The organism is Pedobacter sp. CFBP9032, assembly GCF_034045265.1.
Lineage (GTDB): Bacteria > Bacteroidota > Bacteroidia > Sphingobacteriales > Sphingobacteriaceae > Pedobacter.
The window spans coordinates 489066-508803 of sequence record NZ_JAXCWE010000003.1; the positions used below are offsets into that span (position 1 = coordinate 489066).

18 protein-coding genes are annotated in these 19738 nt (G+C 38.8%); 3 read left to right on the forward strand and 15 right to left on the reverse strand.

Features of this window, described 5'->3' with window-relative positions; translation table 11 throughout:
* Positions 1 to 5: 5 nt before the first annotated feature.
* The 4 genes from SOM16_RS08665 to SOM16_RS08680 form a co-directional block, all read right to left on the reverse strand.
* Positions 6 to 593, reverse strand: a complete 588-nt coding sequence (locus SOM16_RS08665) for a sigma-70 family RNA polymerase sigma factor (protein WP_320463601.1) — start codon at positions 591 to 593, stop codon at positions 6 to 8.
* A gap of 195 nt (positions 594 to 788) precedes the next feature.
* Positions 789 to 1283 (reverse strand): hypothetical protein, encoded by a 495-nt coding sequence (locus tag SOM16_RS08670; protein WP_320463602.1) that lies wholly within the window; start codon positions 1281 to 1283, stop codon positions 789 to 791.
* A gap of 21 nt (positions 1284 to 1304) precedes the next feature.
* Entirely contained in the window at positions 1305 to 1901 is a 597-nt protein-coding gene (locus SOM16_RS08675) for a hypothetical protein (protein ID WP_320463603.1), read from the reverse strand.
* Positions 1902 to 1945: 44 nt separating this feature from the next.
* Positions 1946 to 2458, reverse strand: a complete 513-nt coding sequence (locus tag SOM16_RS08680) for a GNAT family N-acetyltransferase (protein WP_320463604.1) — start codon at positions 2456 to 2458, stop codon at positions 1946 to 1948.
* 228 nt (positions 2459 to 2686) lie between these two features.
* Between SOM16_RS08680 and SOM16_RS08685 the strand changes: the two genes are divergently transcribed.
* Complete coding sequence (locus tag SOM16_RS08685) at positions 2687 to 2872, forward strand: hypothetical protein (protein WP_320463605.1); 186 nt, start codon at positions 2687 to 2689, stop codon at positions 2870 to 2872.
* A gap of 610 nt (positions 2873 to 3482) precedes the next feature.
* Here SOM16_RS08685 and SOM16_RS08690 read toward each other — a convergent pair.
* Together SOM16_RS08690 and SOM16_RS08695 are read right to left on the reverse strand one after the other, a co-directional pair.
* Positions 3483 to 4196 carry a DUF3891 family protein gene (locus SOM16_RS08690; protein ID WP_320463606.1) on the reverse strand — a complete coding sequence of 238 codons (714 nt, stop codon included), beginning with the start codon at positions 4194 to 4196 and terminating at the stop codon, positions 3483 to 3485.
* 9 nt (positions 4197 to 4205) lie between these two features.
* A complete protein-coding gene (locus tag SOM16_RS08695; RefSeq protein ID WP_320463607.1) occupies positions 4206 to 5837 on the reverse strand; it encodes a DEAD/DEAH box helicase in 1632 nt (543 codons plus the stop codon).
* A 157-nt stretch (positions 5838 to 5994) separates the two neighbouring features.
* On the opposite strand from SOM16_RS08695, the gene SOM16_RS08700 reads away from it, so the two are divergent.
* On the forward strand, positions 5995 to 6303 hold the full coding sequence (locus SOM16_RS08700) for a hypothetical protein (RefSeq protein ID WP_320463608.1): 309 nt from the start codon (positions 5995 to 5997) through the stop codon (positions 6301 to 6303).
* 224 nt (positions 6304 to 6527) lie between these two features.
* On the opposite strand, the gene SOM16_RS08705 is transcribed toward SOM16_RS08700, so the two are convergent.
* Positions 6528 to 7496 (reverse strand): family 43 glycosylhydrolase, encoded by a 969-nt coding sequence (locus SOM16_RS08705; protein ID WP_320463609.1) that lies wholly within the window; start codon positions 7494 to 7496, stop codon positions 6528 to 6530.
* Between the two features lie 146 nt (positions 7497 to 7642).
* Here SOM16_RS08705 and SOM16_RS08710 point away from each other — a divergent pair, with 146 nt between their 5' ends.
* On the forward strand, positions 7643 to 8068 hold the full coding sequence (locus SOM16_RS08710; RefSeq protein WP_320463610.1) for a DUF1810 domain-containing protein: 426 nt from the start codon (positions 7643 to 7645) through the stop codon (positions 8066 to 8068).
* Positions 8069 to 8148: 80 nt separating this feature from the next.
* Here the strand turns inward: SOM16_RS08710 and SOM16_RS08715 are convergent, their stop codons facing one another.
* The 8 genes from SOM16_RS08715 to SOM16_RS08750 form a co-directional block, all read right to left on the reverse strand.
* Positions 8149 to 9906 carry an ATP-binding protein gene (locus SOM16_RS08715; protein ID WP_320463611.1) on the reverse strand — a complete coding sequence of 586 codons (1758 nt, stop codon included), beginning with the start codon at positions 9904 to 9906 and terminating at the stop codon, positions 8149 to 8151.
* On the reverse strand, positions 9907 to 10197 hold the full coding sequence (locus SOM16_RS08720; protein WP_320463612.1) for a circadian clock KaiB family protein: 291 nt from the start codon (positions 10195 to 10197) through the stop codon (positions 9907 to 9909).
* 27 nt (positions 10198 to 10224) lie between these two features.
* Positions 10225 to 10512, reverse strand: a complete 288-nt coding sequence (gene kaiB, locus SOM16_RS08725) for a circadian clock protein KaiB (protein WP_320463613.1) — start codon at positions 10510 to 10512, stop codon at positions 10225 to 10227.
* Positions 10512 to 12263, reverse strand: coding sequence for a circadian clock protein KaiC (gene kaiC / locus SOM16_RS08730; protein WP_320463614.1), 1752 nt, complete (start codon positions 12261 to 12263; stop codon positions 10512 to 10514). The genes kaiB and kaiC overlap by 1 nt, the downstream gene beginning before the upstream one ends.
* A 460-nt stretch (positions 12264 to 12723) precedes the next feature.
* Entirely contained in the window at positions 12724 to 13422 is a 699-nt protein-coding gene (locus SOM16_RS08735) for a LytTR family DNA-binding domain-containing protein (protein ID WP_320463615.1), read from the reverse strand.
* A gap of 423 nt (positions 13423 to 13845) precedes the next feature.
* Positions 13846 to 15807 carry an OmpA family protein gene (locus SOM16_RS08740; RefSeq protein ID WP_320463616.1) on the reverse strand — a complete coding sequence of 654 codons (1962 nt, stop codon included), beginning with the start codon at positions 15805 to 15807 and terminating at the stop codon, positions 13846 to 13848.
* A gap of 24 nt (positions 15808 to 15831) precedes the next feature.
* The gene (locus tag SOM16_RS08745; RefSeq protein ID WP_320463617.1) at positions 15832 to 16845 is read right to left on the reverse strand and encodes a type IX secretion system membrane protein PorP/SprF; all 1014 of its coding nucleotides are present in this window, start codon (positions 16843 to 16845) and stop codon (positions 15832 to 15834) included.
* Positions 16846 to 16863: 18 nt separating this feature from the next.
* The coding region (locus SOM16_RS08750) for a DUF7507 domain-containing protein (protein WP_320463618.1) at positions 16864 to 19738 on the reverse strand (2875 nt) is incomplete at its 5' end.

Here is a 19738-nt window from a genome sequence, read left to right on the forward strand (position 1 = left end):
GTAAATTAAAGGTTCATCATCATCACCAAAAGCAGAATGCTGATCATTTCGCCAGAAGAATGTTTAGACAGGATGTATTCTTTTATGAAATTTTTAGATTGTTTAAGATAATCTTTTACTGATTCTATCGAAAGCCCTAATAGTTGTGCAGTTTCTTTTTGAGATTTACCTTCGAAACGGCAAAGCTTAAATACCTTTTGCCTTTGCGGAGGCAATGCATTGATGGCCTCCTCCAGCATATTAAGTTCAGCCTCGATCAGGCGTTTATCTGGAAAAATTTCTTCCGCAACCGCGTGAAAAGGATCATAACTATCTACATACTGAATGCCCTGCTTCAATTTCTTCCTGAGGTAAGAAACAGACCTGTTATAGCTCACAACGAAGAGCCATGCCGATACCGATTGCTCCGGATCTATTTTCGCCCTGTTTTCCCAAAGTGCAAAGAATACATCCTGAAGAATATCTTCTGCGATGGCAGTATCTTTTATCAGTTTGAAGATGTTAGCGTAAATAAGCTGATGATAATGAACGTAAATCTGATCGAAGATTCTTCGGTCTTCCAATGAATCGTTTTTGAACTGGTACTTCACCATAAAGGTTTTAAATTGATCAGATTAAAAGACAACTTGTTAGGAGAATAGATTTACCACAAAATTAACAGCGCTATATTAACTCAGTATTAAATAAAACTACTTCATTAATTTATTTTACCATACTCAATCAAAAGCGGTGAATCTTTATTCCAACTTTATCTATGCCTTAACCTATATCTTTGTATCCTGCTTAAGTTAGTGCATACATCCTCTCCAAATGTAGGTTCGTTTTGCATAAGCATCAGGATATTTTTTCTTAATGGCGGTCAGCTTATTCTTCATATCAAGCGACTTTACATCTATAATCGCCGCAACCACAATATAATACCCTTTTGCAAATCCTTTATACGCATTGGAATACTCTACAGAAATATAATCATCATTATTGGCAGCGCCATCACCACGTGCAGGGTAACAAGGATAACCATTTTCATCTCCACCAGCATCTTCCATACAATCGCCTTTACTCATAGATAAGCCAATTTTCGCATTTGGGTTTAACCCTCTTAAGTCTAATTTCTTATGAAGCGATGCTGATGCCTTTTTAGCAGTTGCCAAAGCTACTTTATAATCCTTGGTGCTATTCACAATAATGATGTCTTTCGGCACTTCTACATTAAATTCATCTTGCGCGAAGGTATGGTGAGCGGCAAACAATAATAAAATGCAGCCGATTATTTTGCTGATCATATATTTCTCTTTTAGATAGGTTTAATGTTCGTCTTTGTAAATATCAAATTTCTGAAAAGGAATTTTACCGAAGTTCTTAACGGTTTTAACTTCCGTTTTAACCTCTTCAGGAGCAGTGGCGTGGAAACGATCGCCGCCATCTTTAAATAGGTACCAATTCCTATCTGCAGGTGAATATTTAAAGGTTACAATTCTGGTCCATCGATGCCCGCTCCCGCCATAGTGTTCTACAGAAAAATAGCCATTTTTAATGCTGATTCCCGTAAATGGATCGCCCATCATCCCGCCACAGTCAACACAATAAACACTATTGTTGCTTTTTGCTGCCAATTTGAAAGACTGATCAGCCTGCCCTAAAAAAATAAGCAATGGTCTTTTTTCCGGATGATCAATTACATCTGATGTTTTCTCCTCTCCCTTCTTCTTCAATACCAGAATAAAATCGGGATAAGCATCACGATTGAGATCGCCTTTGGTAACATTTAAGGCTTCGAAACCCGCAGGGATATATTTTTTTAATGCAGCAGGAACCTTTACCTCATCATCTTGATGAGCGGAACTGTTTGGATTTGCTGTTGCCAATTGGGTTAAGGCAAGGATGCTGAAGAGTAGTTTCATAAATTAATTATGCTATTTTAAGTTTATAATAATATTTAAATGGTCTATTTAGTTTTAAAAAGTGAAGAAAACATATTTCTCCAACCTTTCCAGGTTTGCCTGCCCGATAAGTTTCTTTTGAGTCGTAAACTCCAAACCGGATATGGTTTTCCTGCACCATCGTTGGGAAATTTATGATAAACTTTAAAACCCAGATTTAAGTAAAAAGATAACGCCTGCTCATTCTGGGCATTTACATCTACCAGCCAAGCTTGGTGTTCCTGAATAGCAAATTGAATCAGGCGTTTACCGAAACCTTTCCTAAAAGCATTTGGATGCACAAATAATAATTGGATTTTATAATTGGATAATGCAATAAAACCCTGCATCTGATTTCCTTCATGGACGGCAAAAAGATGGAGATTCTCCAAACTTTCCGTAATCATTTGCCTGTAATGATCAATATCTTTTTCGGTAATAAAATCATGACTAGCCCTAACCGATTCCTCCCAAAGTTGCAAAACGCTGGCGTGTTCAGCCTGCACTATCGGGCGGATGTTTTGGAATTGTTCATTCATGAGATCGCTTATGGTTTTATTTTAGCCAGGTAAGTGGTTAGGATAGCCCAAGTCACTTCTTTGGCTATGAAACAAAGATGCGGTGACTATGTTTTAAACACTTAGGTTAACTGGAAGTTCAGGATTTAAAGCGTACCAGCTGAAATCTTCTACACATAAACTTCCCACTTTTTTCAATATTCAACGCGGCCTTTCAGAACCATTTAATTTGGAAATTGTTGTGCAACTATGATAACAATAGAAATACAAGCCAGCACGGAAGAAATTGATGCATTAATTAATTTGTTGAATGAAAAACCTGCTTTTGAAAACATTAAACAGCAGATAATTAGTTCCAGAGATTTAAGTGAACACCGTCAGGATGAGGAAATACCAAAAGAAGGCGACAATGAGTATATCGAAAGATCTGAATAGGTAAAACCTGATTTATGAGATGATATATATTTTTCTAGTTTCAGCAATTGGATTTTTTAATTCATGTTTGAGACCAGTCTAAATACAGAATCTATTGGGAGTAATGTTTTAAAAAAGGTTATCTTTTTTCTATATAGGGGTTATTTTAGCAATGCTATCATCAACTACGGCGTTGCGCCCTATCTAAACAATTATGCAAAAACTGCTTTCCTTATATCTTCATTTATTTTCTTACTGCACGTCTTTACATTTGCATAAACTACGCAAAGCTATGCTAAAACTGCAGTCGAAAGGGAATCAAATATTGTTTCTGAATTAGGTATCAGTAAGCTTGGACTGCCTGAAAAGCTAACAAACACATCGCCAGACAATATATAGTTTTACATTACTGCTGATCATAAAAAACAAGATTACGATCATCTGCAAGAAGCCAGAGAAAACGCCTTGGATGTACTCACCAGCAGAGAAAGGAACCAATAGTTTGCTAAATACCGCTGGAGAGCAAATAACTACCTTTGAAAAAGCAGATACAATCTGCATATAGCAACTGAAGAATGGAAGGCTAGAAAGATTAAAAAACCTAATTTTGTTTCTGGTTCAACAATGTTAGTTAAGCTTTAGAAATTTTAATTCGAATTGATTTCACCGCTGCATTTTTCAAGGTCTGACGAAAGCTTTCATCACTTTTAAATTTCAGTTCATTAATTTCCCGCTGTTCGTAACTCACCACGAAAGTGTCTACTTCAAAAGGCCAGGGTTCTACAATTAACGAATCACCAGATTGATACAGCATATAAGCTTCACCATCCGGACCATTGCTGATCTCCAACCTTCTGTTTTCTGGCGGTATCTGTTCCTCACAAATTAGTAATGAAAAGGCATCGCAAAACTCCAGCAACTCATAGGCCTGATCTATTTCTGCCTGATCCGTACCTGCTTCTGCCATCCATTTTAGCTCGTTCTTTTTAAGGTTAGTTAAGAATGCTTTTGCTTTTGGATCATCACCATGTGTAAAGGCAATGTGTCGAGAGATCAGCAAAGCAATAAACCTGCTTTTTGTCAAGGCCATATCAACTAGTTTAGCCGATGCTTCCTCTTCAAATTCTGTCATTTTAAAATTGATGGGTGCACCTTTATCGTCGATTAAGGGATTGCGCTCAAATTCATTATAAACATCATCGTGCTCTGCTGTTGCAATTAAAGTGTCTACCCATCGCTCAGGTTGATTATCAAGCTTCCACCGGGCACAAATTTGCCCAGCCAAAAGTCCATGCGACCGTTGGGTAACCACCTGCCACCCCTTTTCATTATAGCAAACTATCATCGTATCTTTTTAAACTGCGGTACGCAACATTTCACGTTTACCCATAATTTTAGAAACCATTTTATGCAGTCTGCTGCGATAATCTTCACCTAACCATTGCAGGTAATTTTTAGTCACCTTGCCGAGGCATTTACCATATTGCTTAATCCTAAAATCGATTTCTTTATCCAGTTCACTACATAACTGAAGCGCTTCTACCGTTGTTCCGCTATTATCCACACACATCATTACCTGCTGACGAATGGAATCGCGAATCACAATTTTTGCTTTTTGCCCGCTTCCCAAAGCTGTCTGATAGGCTTCCAACACATCAAAGGAGACCTCCAGGCTGTTCGGAAACTTAGCACGTAATTCTGGGGAAATTTGATGAATTATACTGGTAGATTTATGAAGACTTTCATGGTATATAGCTGGATTTTCAAATACATGCTTCCAATCGATCTCTGCATTCCATTCTCCAAAACGTTCGGTATTGTTGCCTAAATCTATAATATTAAACGTTTTCTTTCCATTTAGCCGCCTAGCACCCCTTCCAATCATCTGATGATAAAGCGTAAGTGATGTAGTTGCGCGATAGAGCATAACCGATTGAATGCTTGGCTCATCAAACCCGGTAGTGAGGATGGAAACAGAAGTTAAAATGGCACCCTTTGTTTTCTTATACCATTTTAAAATTTCTTCGCGTTCGGTAGCTGAAGTTTTATTATCCAGGTGGCGAATTGGATAACCCGCATTCGTAAATACTTCTAACACTCTTTTCGAAGTAAATATTCCATTGTTAAAGATTAATGTTTTCTTTTTGATGGAATGAGATTCATAGGCATGAAGAAGCAAATCCAGCATCACCTGAGAACCATAAAGTTCATCTGACGTACTCACCGTAAAATCTCCGGAAATTCCAGTCCGCAGGGTATTTAATTCTACATCATATCCGTAAATTTTTGGCTTCGCCAGGAAACCTTGCTCAATTAAGGAAGAAATGGATTCACCAATAATCAATTCATTATAAAACTTATTCATAGGTAAATCAATGTTGGCAGAGAAAGGCGTTGCTGTTACACCGATAACAGCAGCATTTTCAAATCTACCCAGTAGTTTATGAAACGAATTATGGTGTGCTTCATCTACGATGACCAATCCTACATCAGCTGTGTTAATCAGTCCGTCTTCGATTCTGTGTTTCAGCGTTTCCACCATCGCTACATAACATTCGAACGTGTCTTTTCTCGAAATCTTTTTCACCCCACTATTTACTACCCTATTCATTACACCACTTGCCTTTAAAGCAGCTGTGGTTTGCTTGCAAAGCTCCGTTCTGTGGGTAAGTACAATTACTTTCTTACCGTAACTCTGGATAAAGCGTTTTGCAATCTCCGAAAAAATTACTGTTTTTCCTCCACCAGTAGATAGCTGATACAATAACCTGGTTTGTGTGCTTTTGGGTTCACTAAGCTTACTAAAAAGTAAGTCAATATCTTGCTGTTGGTAATAATAAAGCTTTCTTTTTGTAGCGGGTAACATAGGGGTATTTTCGGTCAGATTCATATCAATACAACCCTGGCTAAAAGAAGAAAGTTTGGTAATTCGGCAATTCCAGTAAAGGAAATTTTTAAAGTTTATCGTAGCCGTTATAAAAATCATTGATAACGAATCAATTGCATCTATAATTCCTGGTTAGCTCTTTATTGATTTTGACTAATGCTATTAAATTTAAAACTTAGTATGTTGATTGCTGTTAATGTTTAAACAAATACCTTAAATAATGACAGAAGATAAAAGACAACAGGCAATAAAATTATTGAAACAAGGGTTAGAAACCGTAGAAGACCGCGAGTATACCGAGATCGCAGAAGTACCAATGACTGATGAAAGTAAGTTCGAAGTAAAATACAGTTTCGTACATGATGGTATTGAAGGTATCTGTACGATAGTTGGTCAAAGTGAAACTGTTGAATCAACCACTGGAGAGGAAGAATTAAAAGTGACGCTATTGAGTGAATTTGACGAAGATTCCCTTCACTATAATTCTATGACTGCGAAAGAACAAGTTGATAATGACCTGATCAATGTTGAGGAATATATGCACAGACACATTAATGAAGGATAATCTTTAAATCCAGCTATTTAAAAAGTTATAAATTAAAATGGGCAATGCAGATTGTCCATTTTTTTTATTGATGATGTTTGTGATCATCTCCTATTTATTATAACATTAACCCCTTATGAGGTTGCCTTAAAATTTCGAAACAATAATTCTTTTACTGAAAAATGTGTTACTTCAGTGCATAAATTGCGATACTTCTTTTAACATCCTTTCGACAACCTAAAGCCTTATAAATCTTCTATTTCAGGCCAGACTTTTTTCCAGCTTATTTGGCGGATTAATAATTTTGGGGCACCCTTCTGTTTGGCAGAATAACCATGAAATATGAGGTAATCCTTCTGCTCAAATGTAGCCACCGCATTATGCCCAACACCATACCAGTCTTCATTACCGCTCAAAACCAGCTTTCCACCCCCTTTTGCCATAGATTTCCCTTGATCATCAAGATATGGGCCAGTAACCACTTTAGACCGACCGACAATCATTTTGTAAGTACTTTCCTTGCCTCTGCAACAATAATCAATTGAGGTAAATAAATAGTAATAAGTCCCTTTTTTGAAAACGTATGGTGCTTCAATGGCATTGGCTTTATCTCCACGACTGGCAATAGTCTCTATATTTTGCGTAGAACCTTCAACTTCCAATCGGCTGGTTTGGAGTTTAATCATTTTTATCCCATCCCAAAAAGAACCGAATACCAAATAAGGCGTACCATTTTTATCGGTTATCAAATTAGGATCTATGGCGTTCCAGTTGTTTTTACCAGAATTAGATTGAATTACCATACCATGGTCTACCCATTTATATCCAGAATCCGTAGGATTAAGGGTAATATTGGTTGCTACTCCAATTGCAGATGTATTTTTACCAAAGGTTGATACAGAATAATACAGGTAGTAGCGCCCATCTGAATAGGAAATGTCTGGTGCCCAGATGTAACCTTTAAAACCTGGCACAGCATCTACCGCCCATTGGGGAGCAGTATCGAAAACAGGCGGTTCAGCTTTCCAACTGATCCGGTCTTTAGATGACCATACGGCAATTCCCTTTCCGGTACAATACAAATAGTAGCGATTGTTCTGCGCAATCATTACCGGATCATGTGCATTTATATTTTGTTTTAACTCCTGACTTTTCACCCTTCTTACGCATATAAGGTTAAACACCAGAAAAGCCATTAAAAATTTTATTTGCATAAAAACAAACTTACTAACTTATCTACCGGAAGCAATAATAGAAAATACATGATTTTTGAAAGTTAAAGTCGACGATATGGACAATATGAAGATTTAAAAATACCAGATAAAACTAAAACATTATTCAGAAGGTTTTATATTTAGACATGAAAACAAATACTTTAGATAGATTTTTAAAAGCGCAGGATACAAATTACAATGACGCCCTTGCTGAAATTTCGAATGGAAGAAAAACCACACATTGGATGTGGTATGTATTTCCACAAATTTCTGGATTAGGTAAGAGCGAAATGGCTGTGCATTATAGCATTGCTGATTTGCAAGAAGCGAAGGCGTATTTACAACATCCTGTTTTAGGTAAAAGATTGGAAGAAATATCTTCTGCATTATTAAAGCATAAGGACAAAAGTGCAAATGAAATTTTAGGATCACCTGATGATGTTAAACTTCATTCTTGTATGACTTTGTTTTCCAGTCTTGAGAATGCACCTACCGTTTTTAAAGAGATAATACATCATTTTTACGATGATCAGGTCGACTCTGCTACGATAAAGTTGCTAAAATCGGAATGATACATTGTAAAAAATTGATTCGATTTTAAGAAGAAGCGTAGCAGAAAAAGGGAAAAATGATAAAAGTTAGCGTGGTTGCGTTAATGCTGATCAAGCGGAATACTAAAATAAAAAGTGGAGCCTTCACCTATCTCACTTTCCACCCAGATTCTACCATTATGCCTGGCAACAATCTCAGAAGATAAATAGAGGCCAATACCAAAGCCAGAAACAGTTGCCATTTGTGAACTTTCTACCCGATAAAACCTTTCGAAAAGTTTTGGTAAGTCTTCTTTGGGAATCCCCATGCCCTGATCCTTTATCACAAAAACCGCGTTCTGATCACGAGCTAAACATTCTATAAAAATCTTGCTGTTAATGGGAGAATATTTCACTGCATTTCCAATCAGATTATTGATCACATGACCAAGTTTGTTACGATCTGCATTTATAAAAAGTCCAGGCTCACCGCTATAAGAGATTTCATGGTTAGATCCGGTAGTCGTATACTCTTCTATAATTTCTTCTACTATTGCAGAAAATTCTATCCGCTGCAGATCCATAAACATCTTGCCAGATTCAAACCGCGAGATATTAAGGAAACCGTTAATCATATTCGTCATTTTTGTAATCTGTCGTTCTGCTCCGTCCAACGCCTTTACTACAAATCCGTTATCATTACCTTTTGCCTTTAATTGCATCACCTGAATGTATCCTTTCATAGAGGTGAGCGGCGTTTTTAATTCATGACTCACCATGGCAATGAAATCATTTTTACGTTGTTCATCCTGCTTTTGAGCTGTTACATCCATAATCACAGCATATACACTAGCAAAATTGCCGGCTTTATCCTTTTTTACTTTACCCACAACGCGCATCCATTTACGTTCTCCCGAGGTAAGGTGCTTAATTGGATAAGTACTATCCACTGGTGTTCCTGATTTTGCACAAGCTTCAAGCACCTGGTTTACTTCTGCAACATATTCTGGTTCTATGGCACTTAATACCATATGCCAGTCGATATCTCCGAATTCGGGTAAACCATACAGCAGCCTAAACCGTGGAGACATATCTGCCTTGCCTGTCTTCAGATCGACCCGACAGCTTCCCAGTTCAGCTGCATTAAATGCAGACTGAAGGTTATCATCACTTTCCTTTAAACCCTCCAATGCAATGCTCAACTGTGTATTCATTTTTAGCTGAAAATCATTTGCGATTTTCAACTCCTCATTCTTTAATTCAAGTTCAGCCGTACGAAGTTTTACAATATTTTCCAGGTTGCTGTTAAGTTCGTCTGTAATTTGCCTGGCCTCTTCTAATTGTTCATTTCTAACCTGCAGTAGTAACTGGTGTTTTTTGAGCTCAGTTAAATCTGTTATGATGATACTTAAAGCAGTGCCCTCATCAAGTTTTAAGACTTTTAGTGATAGTTGCACAGCGATTTTTTCCTGCTCACGATTAATGAGATTCAATTCTGTCCTGGTGTCAATTTCCCAGGCGGCATCAATCACCTCCTGAGCAAAGATCCAATCTTCATTGAAAACAAAATCAAGAAGTTTCATCCCGATTACCTTTTCAAGTGGAACGGTACATAATGTTGCAAAGCGCGAATTACAATATAAAATTCGCCCATCCTGATCGAGCGTTAACGCACTTTCAGTCATTTGCTCAATAAAAATTCTGTAAGTTTGATCGGCACTTTTCAGGGTAAAAAGCTGATGACCATCCTTGCTATTTACCACCAGAGCATCTACTTCACCACTACGGATGGCGTGAATAATATCATTGGCCTCCTCAAGCTGGATTTGCAATTCCCGGTTAACGGCCTCAAGTTGAAGAATTTCTTTCGACTTTTCCATTTACTTAATCCTAATGCCTAATCCCATCAATACCTTTTCCCGATCAGAAAAATCACCAATAATCCGCCTGCAAGGCTCTGGTTTTTTCTTTAGTAACATCGGGATTGCAGTTACGTTTTCGTCTCTTACGAGCCAAGGTTGCTGGTGCGCATCGATAATTTCAAGTTCATAGCGATCCTTCAGAAATTCCTCGCAGATTTCCCTCAGGTTTTTTATTGCACGAACAGAAACCGGCGATGACCCTGCAATAAAAAGTCTTAAAAAAAAATATTCACCCTGCTCCTGCTCCATTTAAATTATTTCCAGTATTTAAATTAACTAAACTGTTTGTTTGGGGCGAATATCTAATCCAACCAACACTTTTTCAACATTTGAGAGATCGCCGATAATTTTACGAACAGGTTCTGGCACTTTTTTAACCAGGGTTGGAATGGCCAAAATCTGATCTCCTTCAGCAAGTTGTGGTTTCTCCAACAGGTCAACTATCTCAATGCTGTATTCTCCTGCAAGATGGTCTTCACAAATTCGTTTAAGATTTTCAAGGGCAATAACAGACTTTGCCGTTTTGCCCGCAACATAAAGTCGCAGCTCATAAGTTTTACCCACTATTTCTTATTTTTTTTTGCCTGGGCTTTTGATGAAGCGCCAGTATTTCCTCTACGAAAATCCGTCATCTTCGACAAAGTATCACCCATAATTTGCTTTTTTAAAGCTTCTTCCACATAGACTTTATTTAATTCTTCTTCCGCAGATTCAAATTCAGACCGGAGACTATCTATCTTAGATTCAAGAACTTTTTTCTTACGGATTAATTCCCGGTCTTTCCTGCTAATGGCCTGATCATGAATTACCTCGCTGGTTTGCTGCATCAATAGCCTGGCAGCGCGTGCAGATCCGGTTAATACACCATCTTCTGTCAGGAAGACATCTTCCAGATCAAGACCATCATCTGTAATCACAAATTCTCTAACCTGATTAGAATGTTTCATCCCTCTGGATTTCATGATATACAAGCCGCGGTTTCGCTCGCCATTGTTTTCAATATCTCTAATTAGCAACCAGGCATCAACCAATGAGGAAACACCTTCATCGGTTTGCTCATTCACAATATTATTAAGCGTAAGTGCAGTGAACATTACCGTAATTTGTTCAGCTTGTAAGAAGTCGATCAAACGAACCAACATCGTTTTTACCTCACCCACCGAACCTATCGTGATCAGATTCGTTATTGGATCAAGGATAACCACATCTGGCTTAAACTTTTTAATTGCTTTATGGATGGCTACCAGGTGCATTTCTAAACCATAAAGGGTTGGTCTGGAAGCATAAAATGATAAATAGCCATTATCTAAATGGGTTTGTAAATCCATTCCAATAGATTTCATATTTCTGATAATCTGCTTTGGAGATTCTTCAAAAGCGAAAAAAAGACATTTCTCTTTTCTAAGACAGGTAGCATTAGCGAAGCTGGCAGCAATACTGGTTTTACCAGTTCCCGCCGTACCCGAAGCTAAAATGCTACTCCCTTTATAGAATCCTTTATTACCAAGCATTTTATCCAAAGCCGAAATGCCGGATGAAATACATGTTGATGAAACCTCTTTATTAAGTTCGAGAGAAGTAACAGGTAATACAGAAATCCCTTCTTTATCTATAAGGAAAGGATATTCGTTAGTACCGTGTACAGACCCCCGGTATTTTACGATTCTAAGTCTTCTTGTAGAAATTTGATTAATAATTCTATGATCGAGTAAAATCACACAATCTGAAACATATTCTTCCAGCCCTTGTCTGGTTAAACTTTTTTCTCCCCTTTCACCAGTAATGATGGCGGTAACTCCTTTTGCTTTTAAAAACTGGAAAAGCCTTCTGATTTCGGCACGAAGAATAGCATCATTATTCAATCCTGAAAAAAGGTTTTCTATAGTATCTAGTACAACGCGTTTAGCCCCAATGCTATCAATGGCATACCCGAGGCGGATAAAAAGACCTTCCAGATCGTATTCCCCGGTTTCTTCTATTTCCGAACGGTCGATATGTACATAATCAATCCGGATTTTTTTTTCCCCTTCCAATTTCTCCAGGTCAAATCCAAGAGAAGCTACATTGGTTTTAAGTTCGTCTGCCTTCTCCTCAAATGCCATAAACACACCTGGCTCATTATAATCCAATGCACCTCTAACAATGAATTCGATGGAAAAAAGTGTTTTACCCGATCCCGCTTCACCACAAATAAGTGTAGGCCGGTTTGATGGAAGCCCTCCTAATGTAATTTCATCCAGACCTGATATCCCCGTTCGGGTTTTTGAAATGCCAGTCAATAGTTCAGACCTGGACTTGCTAGTGCTTTTAGCCATTAATTATGCGTTAAAAACTAAATGTATGAATAATATTATATGTAGTAAAATCCCCATTAAACAAGACGGAATAAAAGCTAGGGATTTCATAGTGATTGGAATACTTACTTTTTAAATAAGTATTTTATTTAGTGATAGTTACACAACAGATTAAAGACGTATTAGTTTGCTACCCTAACTAAATAAAAATCAAATAAATATGTCAAGGGAAAATTGTTTACCTATAAATATCATTTAGACAGGAATATAACTTACAAGAATTAGAAGCGTGTTTATGAGCATAGAAATACCCGATAAATGCCGCCGTATTTGTATATAAGATGGAAGAAATTTATGGATCGTTTGAGATAAACCTAACTTGTTCCAAACCAACATCCTAAGGTAGATAAAATAAATTAACCAATGTGCGCATAAATTGCAATCAGGCTTTTATAGCTGATCAGGTGAACAAACCGTTCAGTTACAAAAACTTCATGGATTTGTTGAGATTCGCCCTGTAACTATCTGAGACAGGAACGAGATGCTTGTCTAAGATGAGTGTTTTGCCTTCAATACCATCTATTTTACTCAAGCTGATAATAAATGACCTATGAATCCTTAAAAAAAATTGCTGTGGTAATTTATGTTCGATATTTTTTAAAGAAGAATGGATGGAATAATCAACGTTTCCAACCAATTGAATTTTTACATAATCGCCTATGGCTTCAAAATATAAAATATCTATCACTTTCACCCGGCGAACAATATTAGAATCTCTAATAAAGATGAATTCAGGAAAATTCACCTCCTGATTGGCCTGATTTCTACTTACAGTGGCTTTAGCTTTTTCGATGGCTTTTAAAAATCTCGCAGCTGAAATGGGTTTGAGCAGAAAGTCGACTACATTCAGACTGAAGGCTTCAACAGCATGTTCTGCTATAGAAGTGGTAAATATGATTAATGGCGGTTTATCCTCTAAAATTTTTGCGAGTTCCAGCCCACTCATACCTGGCATCAGAATATCTAAGAAAATAAGATCGATCTTATTTTCTGTAATTTGTTGATGAGCTTCGATGGCATCCTCACATTCTGCAACTAGTGTAAGCGAGGTATCCATAGACAATAACTTTTTAATCAGGAGTCTAAAAATCTTATTATCGTCAACAATCAAACAGTTCATTAAGCGTTTTTTTTTCTACTAACTTACAAAAATACGCTTATAAAAAAAGAATATCCGGGTACAAATCTATGATAATTTTATCCTCTCATTCGAAGGTATAGACCTTTGCTACTGATGTAGTATTAACGTACCTAAACAATACACTATTTCGAGGCAAAACTTAACGAAAGAATGATCTGATCAAGAAAATTAGCCAGATCATTCTTTAATTTTAAAAGGGGATAAATTACTTTTTAGTGTTCATTTGATAATAAGGGTGATCCAATTTTAGATAATGTTCTTGTATTTTTGAGGATTCCCTAAATGATTAATGGTTGATTTAAGATATGGGGTAATTCGGATTCCATATCAAACATTCAGTAATTAGTCAGCATATTATTTCTTCTTTCTGCCTGTCTGATCAGCTGGATTTCCCCATATCAATTAATACTTCACAATTTTAAATTCTGTTCTTCTGTTTGCCTGATGTTCTGCAATAGAGCAAGCCACACCATTTTTGCACCTGTTTACCAACTGCGTTTCTCCATATCCCTTAGCCTTCATGCGGCTTCTTGCGATACCTCGGCTAACCAGATAATTAACTGCAGATTGTGCGCGTCGCTGAGAAAGATCTATATTATAAATATCTGACCCCCGGCTATCTGTATGCGATCCCATTTCGATTTCCAGTGTTGGATTATCCCGCATAATACGTACCGTTTCATCAAGTATTTTGGCAGCATCGGGCCTGATATTATCTTTATCGAAATTGTAATGAATATTTTTAATCTCTATCCGGGTTCCAACTACAAAAAGTGGTTGTAGGTAGAGATTTACTTCCAATGTATCAGATTTAGTGAGGCCAACAGTGGTTACACTTGCAGAATCACTATAATATTTTGTTTTCTGACCAAGCAGCGTATAATTAGTATTTTTATCCAGTTCGAAGAAGTATTTTCCGGAGTCTGCTGTAAGTTGTTTTCCAACTAACCGACGGTCTTCCGTTAAGAGTGTTACATCAGTTAATGGAAGTATCGCTCCAGTTGTTTTATTATAGGAAACACCTTTTAAAGCGAGGATGATTTTTGGTTTCTGAATGCCAAAACTATAAATATCATCACCTCCTTTTCCACCCTTCCTATTAGATGACAGGTAACCCATACCAAGGTCTGCCGAAGGTAATGACGTTTTAATAAATGCAAAATCATCACCTGGAGAATTAATAGGATAATGGAGGTTAACGGGCTTAGTCCAGCTATTTCTTTCTCCCTGGGTTACAAATAGATCGAGCCCGCCCATACCTGGCAAACCATTACTGGAATAATACAGCACACCATCTATCCCTATTGAAGGGAACATCTCATTGCCGCTGGTATTAATAGAATTTCCTGCATTTTCGGGCTTGCTCCAGCTGCCATCGTTCTGTAAGATACTGTACCAGATATCGGTACCGCCAAGGCTACCTGGCATATCAGAAGAAAAGTATAGTGTTTTTTCATCCTGGCTCAGGCTGGCTTGCCCGAGCGAGTAGGACGATACATTATTATATGGAAAGGGCTTCATCTCCCATTTACCATCCTTTGCGATATAAATATAAAGTTCGATGTTGTTTGTTCTGAACTTTCTTTTGCCCACAATTTCTATTTCACTATCCTTTTTGCCCACATACGTTCGTGAAACAAAAAGCATATCTCCTGCCTTATTGCTCACCACAGGCCCAACATGGTAACTTCCATCGTTATATGGAGCAACATCCAGCATAGGTAAACTCAGTGTACTATTTTCTGCCCTCTCGGCCTTAAATACCCGAAGATAGGAATGTCCTGTTCTGCCTGATATGCTAACAGATTCGCTCGTCTCTGCCTCTCCTGTATAATAAGCTTTACCAGCAGCAAGGGGAAATAAACTAAACTCAGAATTTACCGTATTAACTAGTGCTTCGTTCTTGATGACATGTGCGGTAGGCCTGGATAGCCATACCTGCGCTGAATCACATCCAATTATATCATTAAGTACTTTTTTACCATCCCCTGTTTTCTGTGCATAATTTTCAAATACCTTTTTAGCTTCTTTATATCGGAAATTCGATTTGAGTACCGCACCGTAGGCCAGCAGATTTTCATCCTTGCTTTCCGGATAGGTAACCAATCTTGAAAACCAGTTTTCGGCTGCTTCATAATCATTAATCTGCGCATAACAGTAAGCCAGTTTTTCAATATCTGCCATCCTTGGAACTTTCACATCCACCAATTTAAGATAGGCAGGAATGGCCTGAGCGTAATCGTAACTGTCATACTTAAGTTTTGCCCTTTCCCTTAGCGAGAGTTGTTCCTGCGTTTTGCCTTCATTACAAAATAACAAGACTGTAAAAAGAGGCAGTAAGAGATATTTAAAATTTATATTCATAACGTATCTTATTGTTATACAGAATTAAAAGAAGCGTGGACTAAGCAAACGGTTTAATTTTGACGGGAAGGTTAAACCAAGGGTGATTTCATGTGAGCCATTTTGTACACTACTCAACCCGCTGGTGATATAGTCATAAGAATAACCTATCCTAAACCGACTGGAAGCATAAAATTGTACAATCCCGGATAGTGAATTGGAATTACTTAATGTTTGACCTCGTCTGAAATCCTTATCCCATAGGTTTACACCTGTGCGAAATCCACCGCCAATCCAAAACCTATCCCCGAACACAAACATTGCATTTAAATCCAGACTACTTGGTCCTTTAAAATCTTCTTTCCAGAGCAAACTTGGTCTAAGTTTTAATCCTTCGGAAAGTTCAAACAAAGCTCCCGTCATGATATAATAATGGCGCTTACGCTTGATATTCTGTTGCGTTGCAGTATCCCATTGAAATATATCATTGGATACATCCCCTGAAAATAAATCCATTACAGAGGCCCCGACATAATATCGGGGACTACTATAATAGATGCCAAATCGGGCATCCGGAATAAAACTACTCAGGTTGCCATTGGTAACTGTAGGATCATCCACTTCAACGGGACGTAGGGATGCGCCATCAATGGCATAATTGGTTACTCCTGCTCCTAAGCCGAAGCTTAGCCGCTTTGTATCATCACCATTTAACCTTATCCTATAGGCATAATTTAAATAAATGGAATTGGCGGTCTGTGAGCCAAGTTTATCTGCAGTGATTTGAACACCAAGACCGACATTCTTTTTCGTACTCTCCGTTACGCCGTCCAAAGAAAGCTGTCCTGTTTGCGGTGCACCCTTCAACCCAGCCCACTGTGTGCGGAGTGCAAGTTGTGCAAATAGTTCTTCCTTATAGCCTGCATAAGCAGGGTTTACACTAAGAGAATTAAATATGTACTGCGTAAACTGGATATTCTGTTGTGCCATTACCGGCAGTTTTATCAATAAAACTATCGCTACTGCAAGTAGGGCTTTTTTTATAACAGGCTTCTTCATTTTTGATTCTGTTTAGTATTATCTTTTTAATAAAACCGGTCCGGCAACTGTTTGTGAATTGTTCCCTTTCTTAAGCGTAATCTTATAGAAGTAAGTACCTTCATTAAGTCCATAACCTGTCCAGTCGTTTCTATATCCCTTCATTCTGTAAACCTGGTTACCCCAGCGATTGTAGATTTCGATATCTACTGAATCAAACGATTCCAATCCTACAATAAAGAAGGTGTCATTCTTACCATCACCATTTGGCGTGAAAACATTCGGAATAAAGAACCCTTCTATGGTAATCGTTCCGATAGCTTCATTTGTCCAGTTTCCATTTGCATCTTTAACACGGTAGACAAAAGTATCCACTCCTGTGAAGCCCGGATTAGGTGTATACACTACCGTACCATCCGTATTTACTTTTACGCTACCATTTTTTGGCTGGGTAATAATCTGGATACTGCTTCGGTCTATTGTAGATCCGTTGCCGCTATCATTACCTAATATATCCATTTGTATAGGCGTATTGAACCCGGTTTGAGTTACATCATTAATTGCAAAAGGTATAGTAGCTGTAATAGCGATATTTACCGTTGCTGGATTTGATGTTACACCAGACTGGTCTTTTACAGTATAAACAAAGCTATCCGGTCCGCTATAATTAGGATCTGGAACATAAGTAACGGTTCCATCTTTGTTAATGGTTAAAGTACCATGTGCCGGAGGCGTAACAATAAGTACCGTAAGCGGATCCAGTGGTGTACTTCCGGGTACATCGTTCGTCAATATCGGAATGGTAACAGGAACACCTTGTTTAGTGGTGGTATTATCATTCGTGGCAACCGGTGGATGCTCCAGCTTGGTAACCGTTGGATTATCGTTATTCACATTCGATCCAGAAGTATCACTTACAGTTTTGCCTGATTCATCTTTTGAAGTTACAGTTGCCGTATTTGTTACGTTTCCACGATTTATATCTGTTGAAGTAACTAGATAGGTCCGTTTAACCGTTACAGCAGCACCTGGAGCCAAAACTCCAGGTATACTGATTGCTGCACTTGTTATGATTGGGTCATTCAAAACGATATTGCTCAGTACAGTAGTTCCGGTATTGGTGATCGTAAATAAATATTCTATACTATTTCCAAGCACGAAATTTCCATTTACACCAGTACCCGTATTCGTTACCGTTTTAACCAGTGCGATACTACTTACTTTTGGAAGCGGCGTAACCGTACAAGTCGGACACGTTGGGCTAGCCGGGTTATTCGGATCTACCGGGTTACCGCTTTCTGAATCATCAGTAATCGGGTTGCCTTTCGGATCTGTACCCTTACCTGTTGCCAGGTTGTCTACCCGGCCTGCATCAACATCAGCTTGCGTAACTGTGTAAGAAGCAGTGAAAGTATTGTTGTCTACTGCACCAGGAGCCAAAGTGATCGGTCCGCCAACTACCGTTACCTTAGCATCTGTAATGCGTATACCACTTACCGTTACGTTACCCGTGTTTTCTACTTTAAAGGTATAATTGATTTTCTCACCTACCTTCGCTCTGCCATCTCCGTTTGCATCAATAAATGCCCCGGTTTTAGTTAATCGGATGGCAGGAGTTGATGGTAATGGCGTAACCGTACAAGTCGGACACGTTGGGGTAGCCGGGTTGTTCGGATCTACCGGGTTACCGTTCTCTGAATCATCAGTAACCGGGTTGCCTTTTGGATCTGTACCCTTACCTGTTGCCAGGTTGTCTACTCGGCCCGCATCAACATCAGCTTGCGTAACTGTGTAAGCCGCAGTGAAGCTTGTCGCGTCAACCGCACCAGGAGCCAGTGTGATCGGTCCGCCAACTACCGTTACCTTAGCATCTGTAATGCGGATACCACTTACCGTTACGTTACCCGTGTTTTCTACTTTAAAGGTATAAGTAATCGTCTCACCTACTTCAGCCTTGCCGTTATTGTTCGCATCAGCGAATGTTCCGGTTTTAGTTAACCGGATGGCAGGAGTTGATGGTAATGGCGTAACCGTACAAGTCGGACACGTTGGGGTAGCCGGGTTGTTCGGATCTGTAGGATTCCCGTTTTCTGAATCATCAGTAACCGGGTTGCCTTTTGGATCTGTACCCTTACCTGTTGCCAGGTTGTCTACTCGGCCTCCATCAACATCGGCTTGCGTAACTGTGTAAGCCGCAGTGAAGCTTGTCGCGTCAACCGCACCAGGAGCCAGTGTGATCGGTCCGCCAACTACCGTTACTTTAGCATCTGTAATGCGTATACCACTTACCGTTACGTTACCCGTGTTTTCTACTTTAAAGGTATAATTGATTTTCTCACCTACCTGCGCTCTGCCATCTCCGTTTGCATCAATAAATGCCCCGGTTTTAGTTAATCGGATGGCAGGGCTTGCTGGTAATGGCGTGATCGTACAAGTCGGACACGTTGGGGTAGCCGGGTTGTTCGGATCTGTAGGGTTACCGTTCTCTGAATCATCAGTAACCGGGTTGCCTTTCGGATCTGTACCCGTAGCGGTAGCTAAATTGTCTACTCTTCCTGCATCAACATCGGCTTGCGTAATTGTGTAAGCCGCTGTGAAGCTTGTCGCGTCAACTGCACCAGGAGCCAGCGTTACTGGTCCACCTGTTACCGTCACTTTCGGATCCGTGATTTTAATGTCACTTACTGTTACGTTACCCGTGTTTTCTACCTTGAAGGTATAAGTGATTGTCTCACCTACTTCGGCCTTGCCATTATTGTTCGCATCAACGAATGTTCCGGTTTTGGTTAAGCGGATCGCAGGGCTTGCTGGTAATGGCGTGATCGTACAAGTCGGACACGTTGGGGTAGCCGGGTTATTTGGATCTGTAGGATTACCGTTTTCTGAATCATCAGTAACCGGGTTACCTTTCGGA

What these genes read in the sequence shown, in the direction of transcription:
- SOM16_RS08665 (WP_320463601.1), bottom strand. Translation starts at nt 593, where the DNA reads ATGGTGAAGTACCAGTTCAAAAACGATTCATTGGAAGACCGAAGAATC.
- SOM16_RS08670 (WP_320463602.1), bottom strand. Translation starts at nt 1,283, where the DNA reads ATGATCAGCAAAATAATCGGCTGCATTTTATTATTGTTTGCCGCTCAC.
- SOM16_RS08675 (WP_320463603.1), bottom strand. Translation starts at nt 1,901, where the DNA reads ATGAAACTACTCTTCAGCATCCTTGCCTTAACCCAATTGGCAACAGCA.
- SOM16_RS08680 (WP_320463604.1), bottom strand. Translation starts at nt 2,458, where the DNA reads ATGAATGAACAATTCCAAAACATCCGCCCGATAGTGCAGGCTGAACAC.
- SOM16_RS08685 (WP_320463605.1), top strand. Translation starts at nt 2,687, where the DNA reads ATGATAACAATAGAAATACAAGCCAGCACGGAAGAAATTGATGCATTA.
- SOM16_RS08690 (WP_320463606.1), bottom strand. Translation starts at nt 4,196, where the DNA reads ATGATAGTTTGCTATAATGAAAAGGGGTGGCAGGTGGTTACCCAACGG.
- SOM16_RS08695 (WP_320463607.1), bottom strand. Translation starts at nt 5,837, where the DNA reads ATGATTTTTATAACGGCTACGATAAACTTTAAAAATTTCCTTTACTGG.
- SOM16_RS08705 (WP_320463609.1), bottom strand. Translation starts at nt 7,496, where the DNA reads ATGCAAATAAAATTTTTAATGGCTTTTCTGGTGTTTAACCTTATATGC.
- SOM16_RS08710 (WP_320463610.1), top strand. Translation starts at nt 7,643, where the DNA reads ATGAAAACAAATACTTTAGATAGATTTTTAAAAGCGCAGGATACAAAT.
- SOM16_RS08715 (WP_320463611.1), bottom strand. Translation starts at nt 9,906, where the DNA reads ATGGAAAAGTCGAAAGAAATTCTTCAACTTGAGGCCGTTAACCGGGAA.
- SOM16_RS08720 (WP_320463612.1), bottom strand. Translation starts at nt 10,197, where the DNA reads ATGGAGCAGGAGCAGGGTGAATATTTTTTTTTAAGACTTTTTATTGCA.
- kaiC (WP_320463614.1), bottom strand. Translation starts at nt 12,263, where the DNA reads ATGGCTAAAAGCACTAGCAAGTCCAGGTCTGAACTATTGACTGGCATT.
- SOM16_RS08735 (WP_320463615.1), bottom strand. Translation starts at nt 13,422, where the DNA reads ATGAACTGTTTGATTGTTGACGATAATAAGATTTTTAGACTCCTGATT.
- SOM16_RS08740 (WP_320463616.1), bottom strand. Translation starts at nt 15,807, where the DNA reads ATGAATATAAATTTTAAATATCTCTTACTGCCTCTTTTTACAGTCTTG.
- SOM16_RS08745 (WP_320463617.1), bottom strand. Translation starts at nt 16,845, where the DNA reads ATGAAGAAGCCTGTTATAAAAAAAGCCCTACTTGCAGTAGCGATAGTT.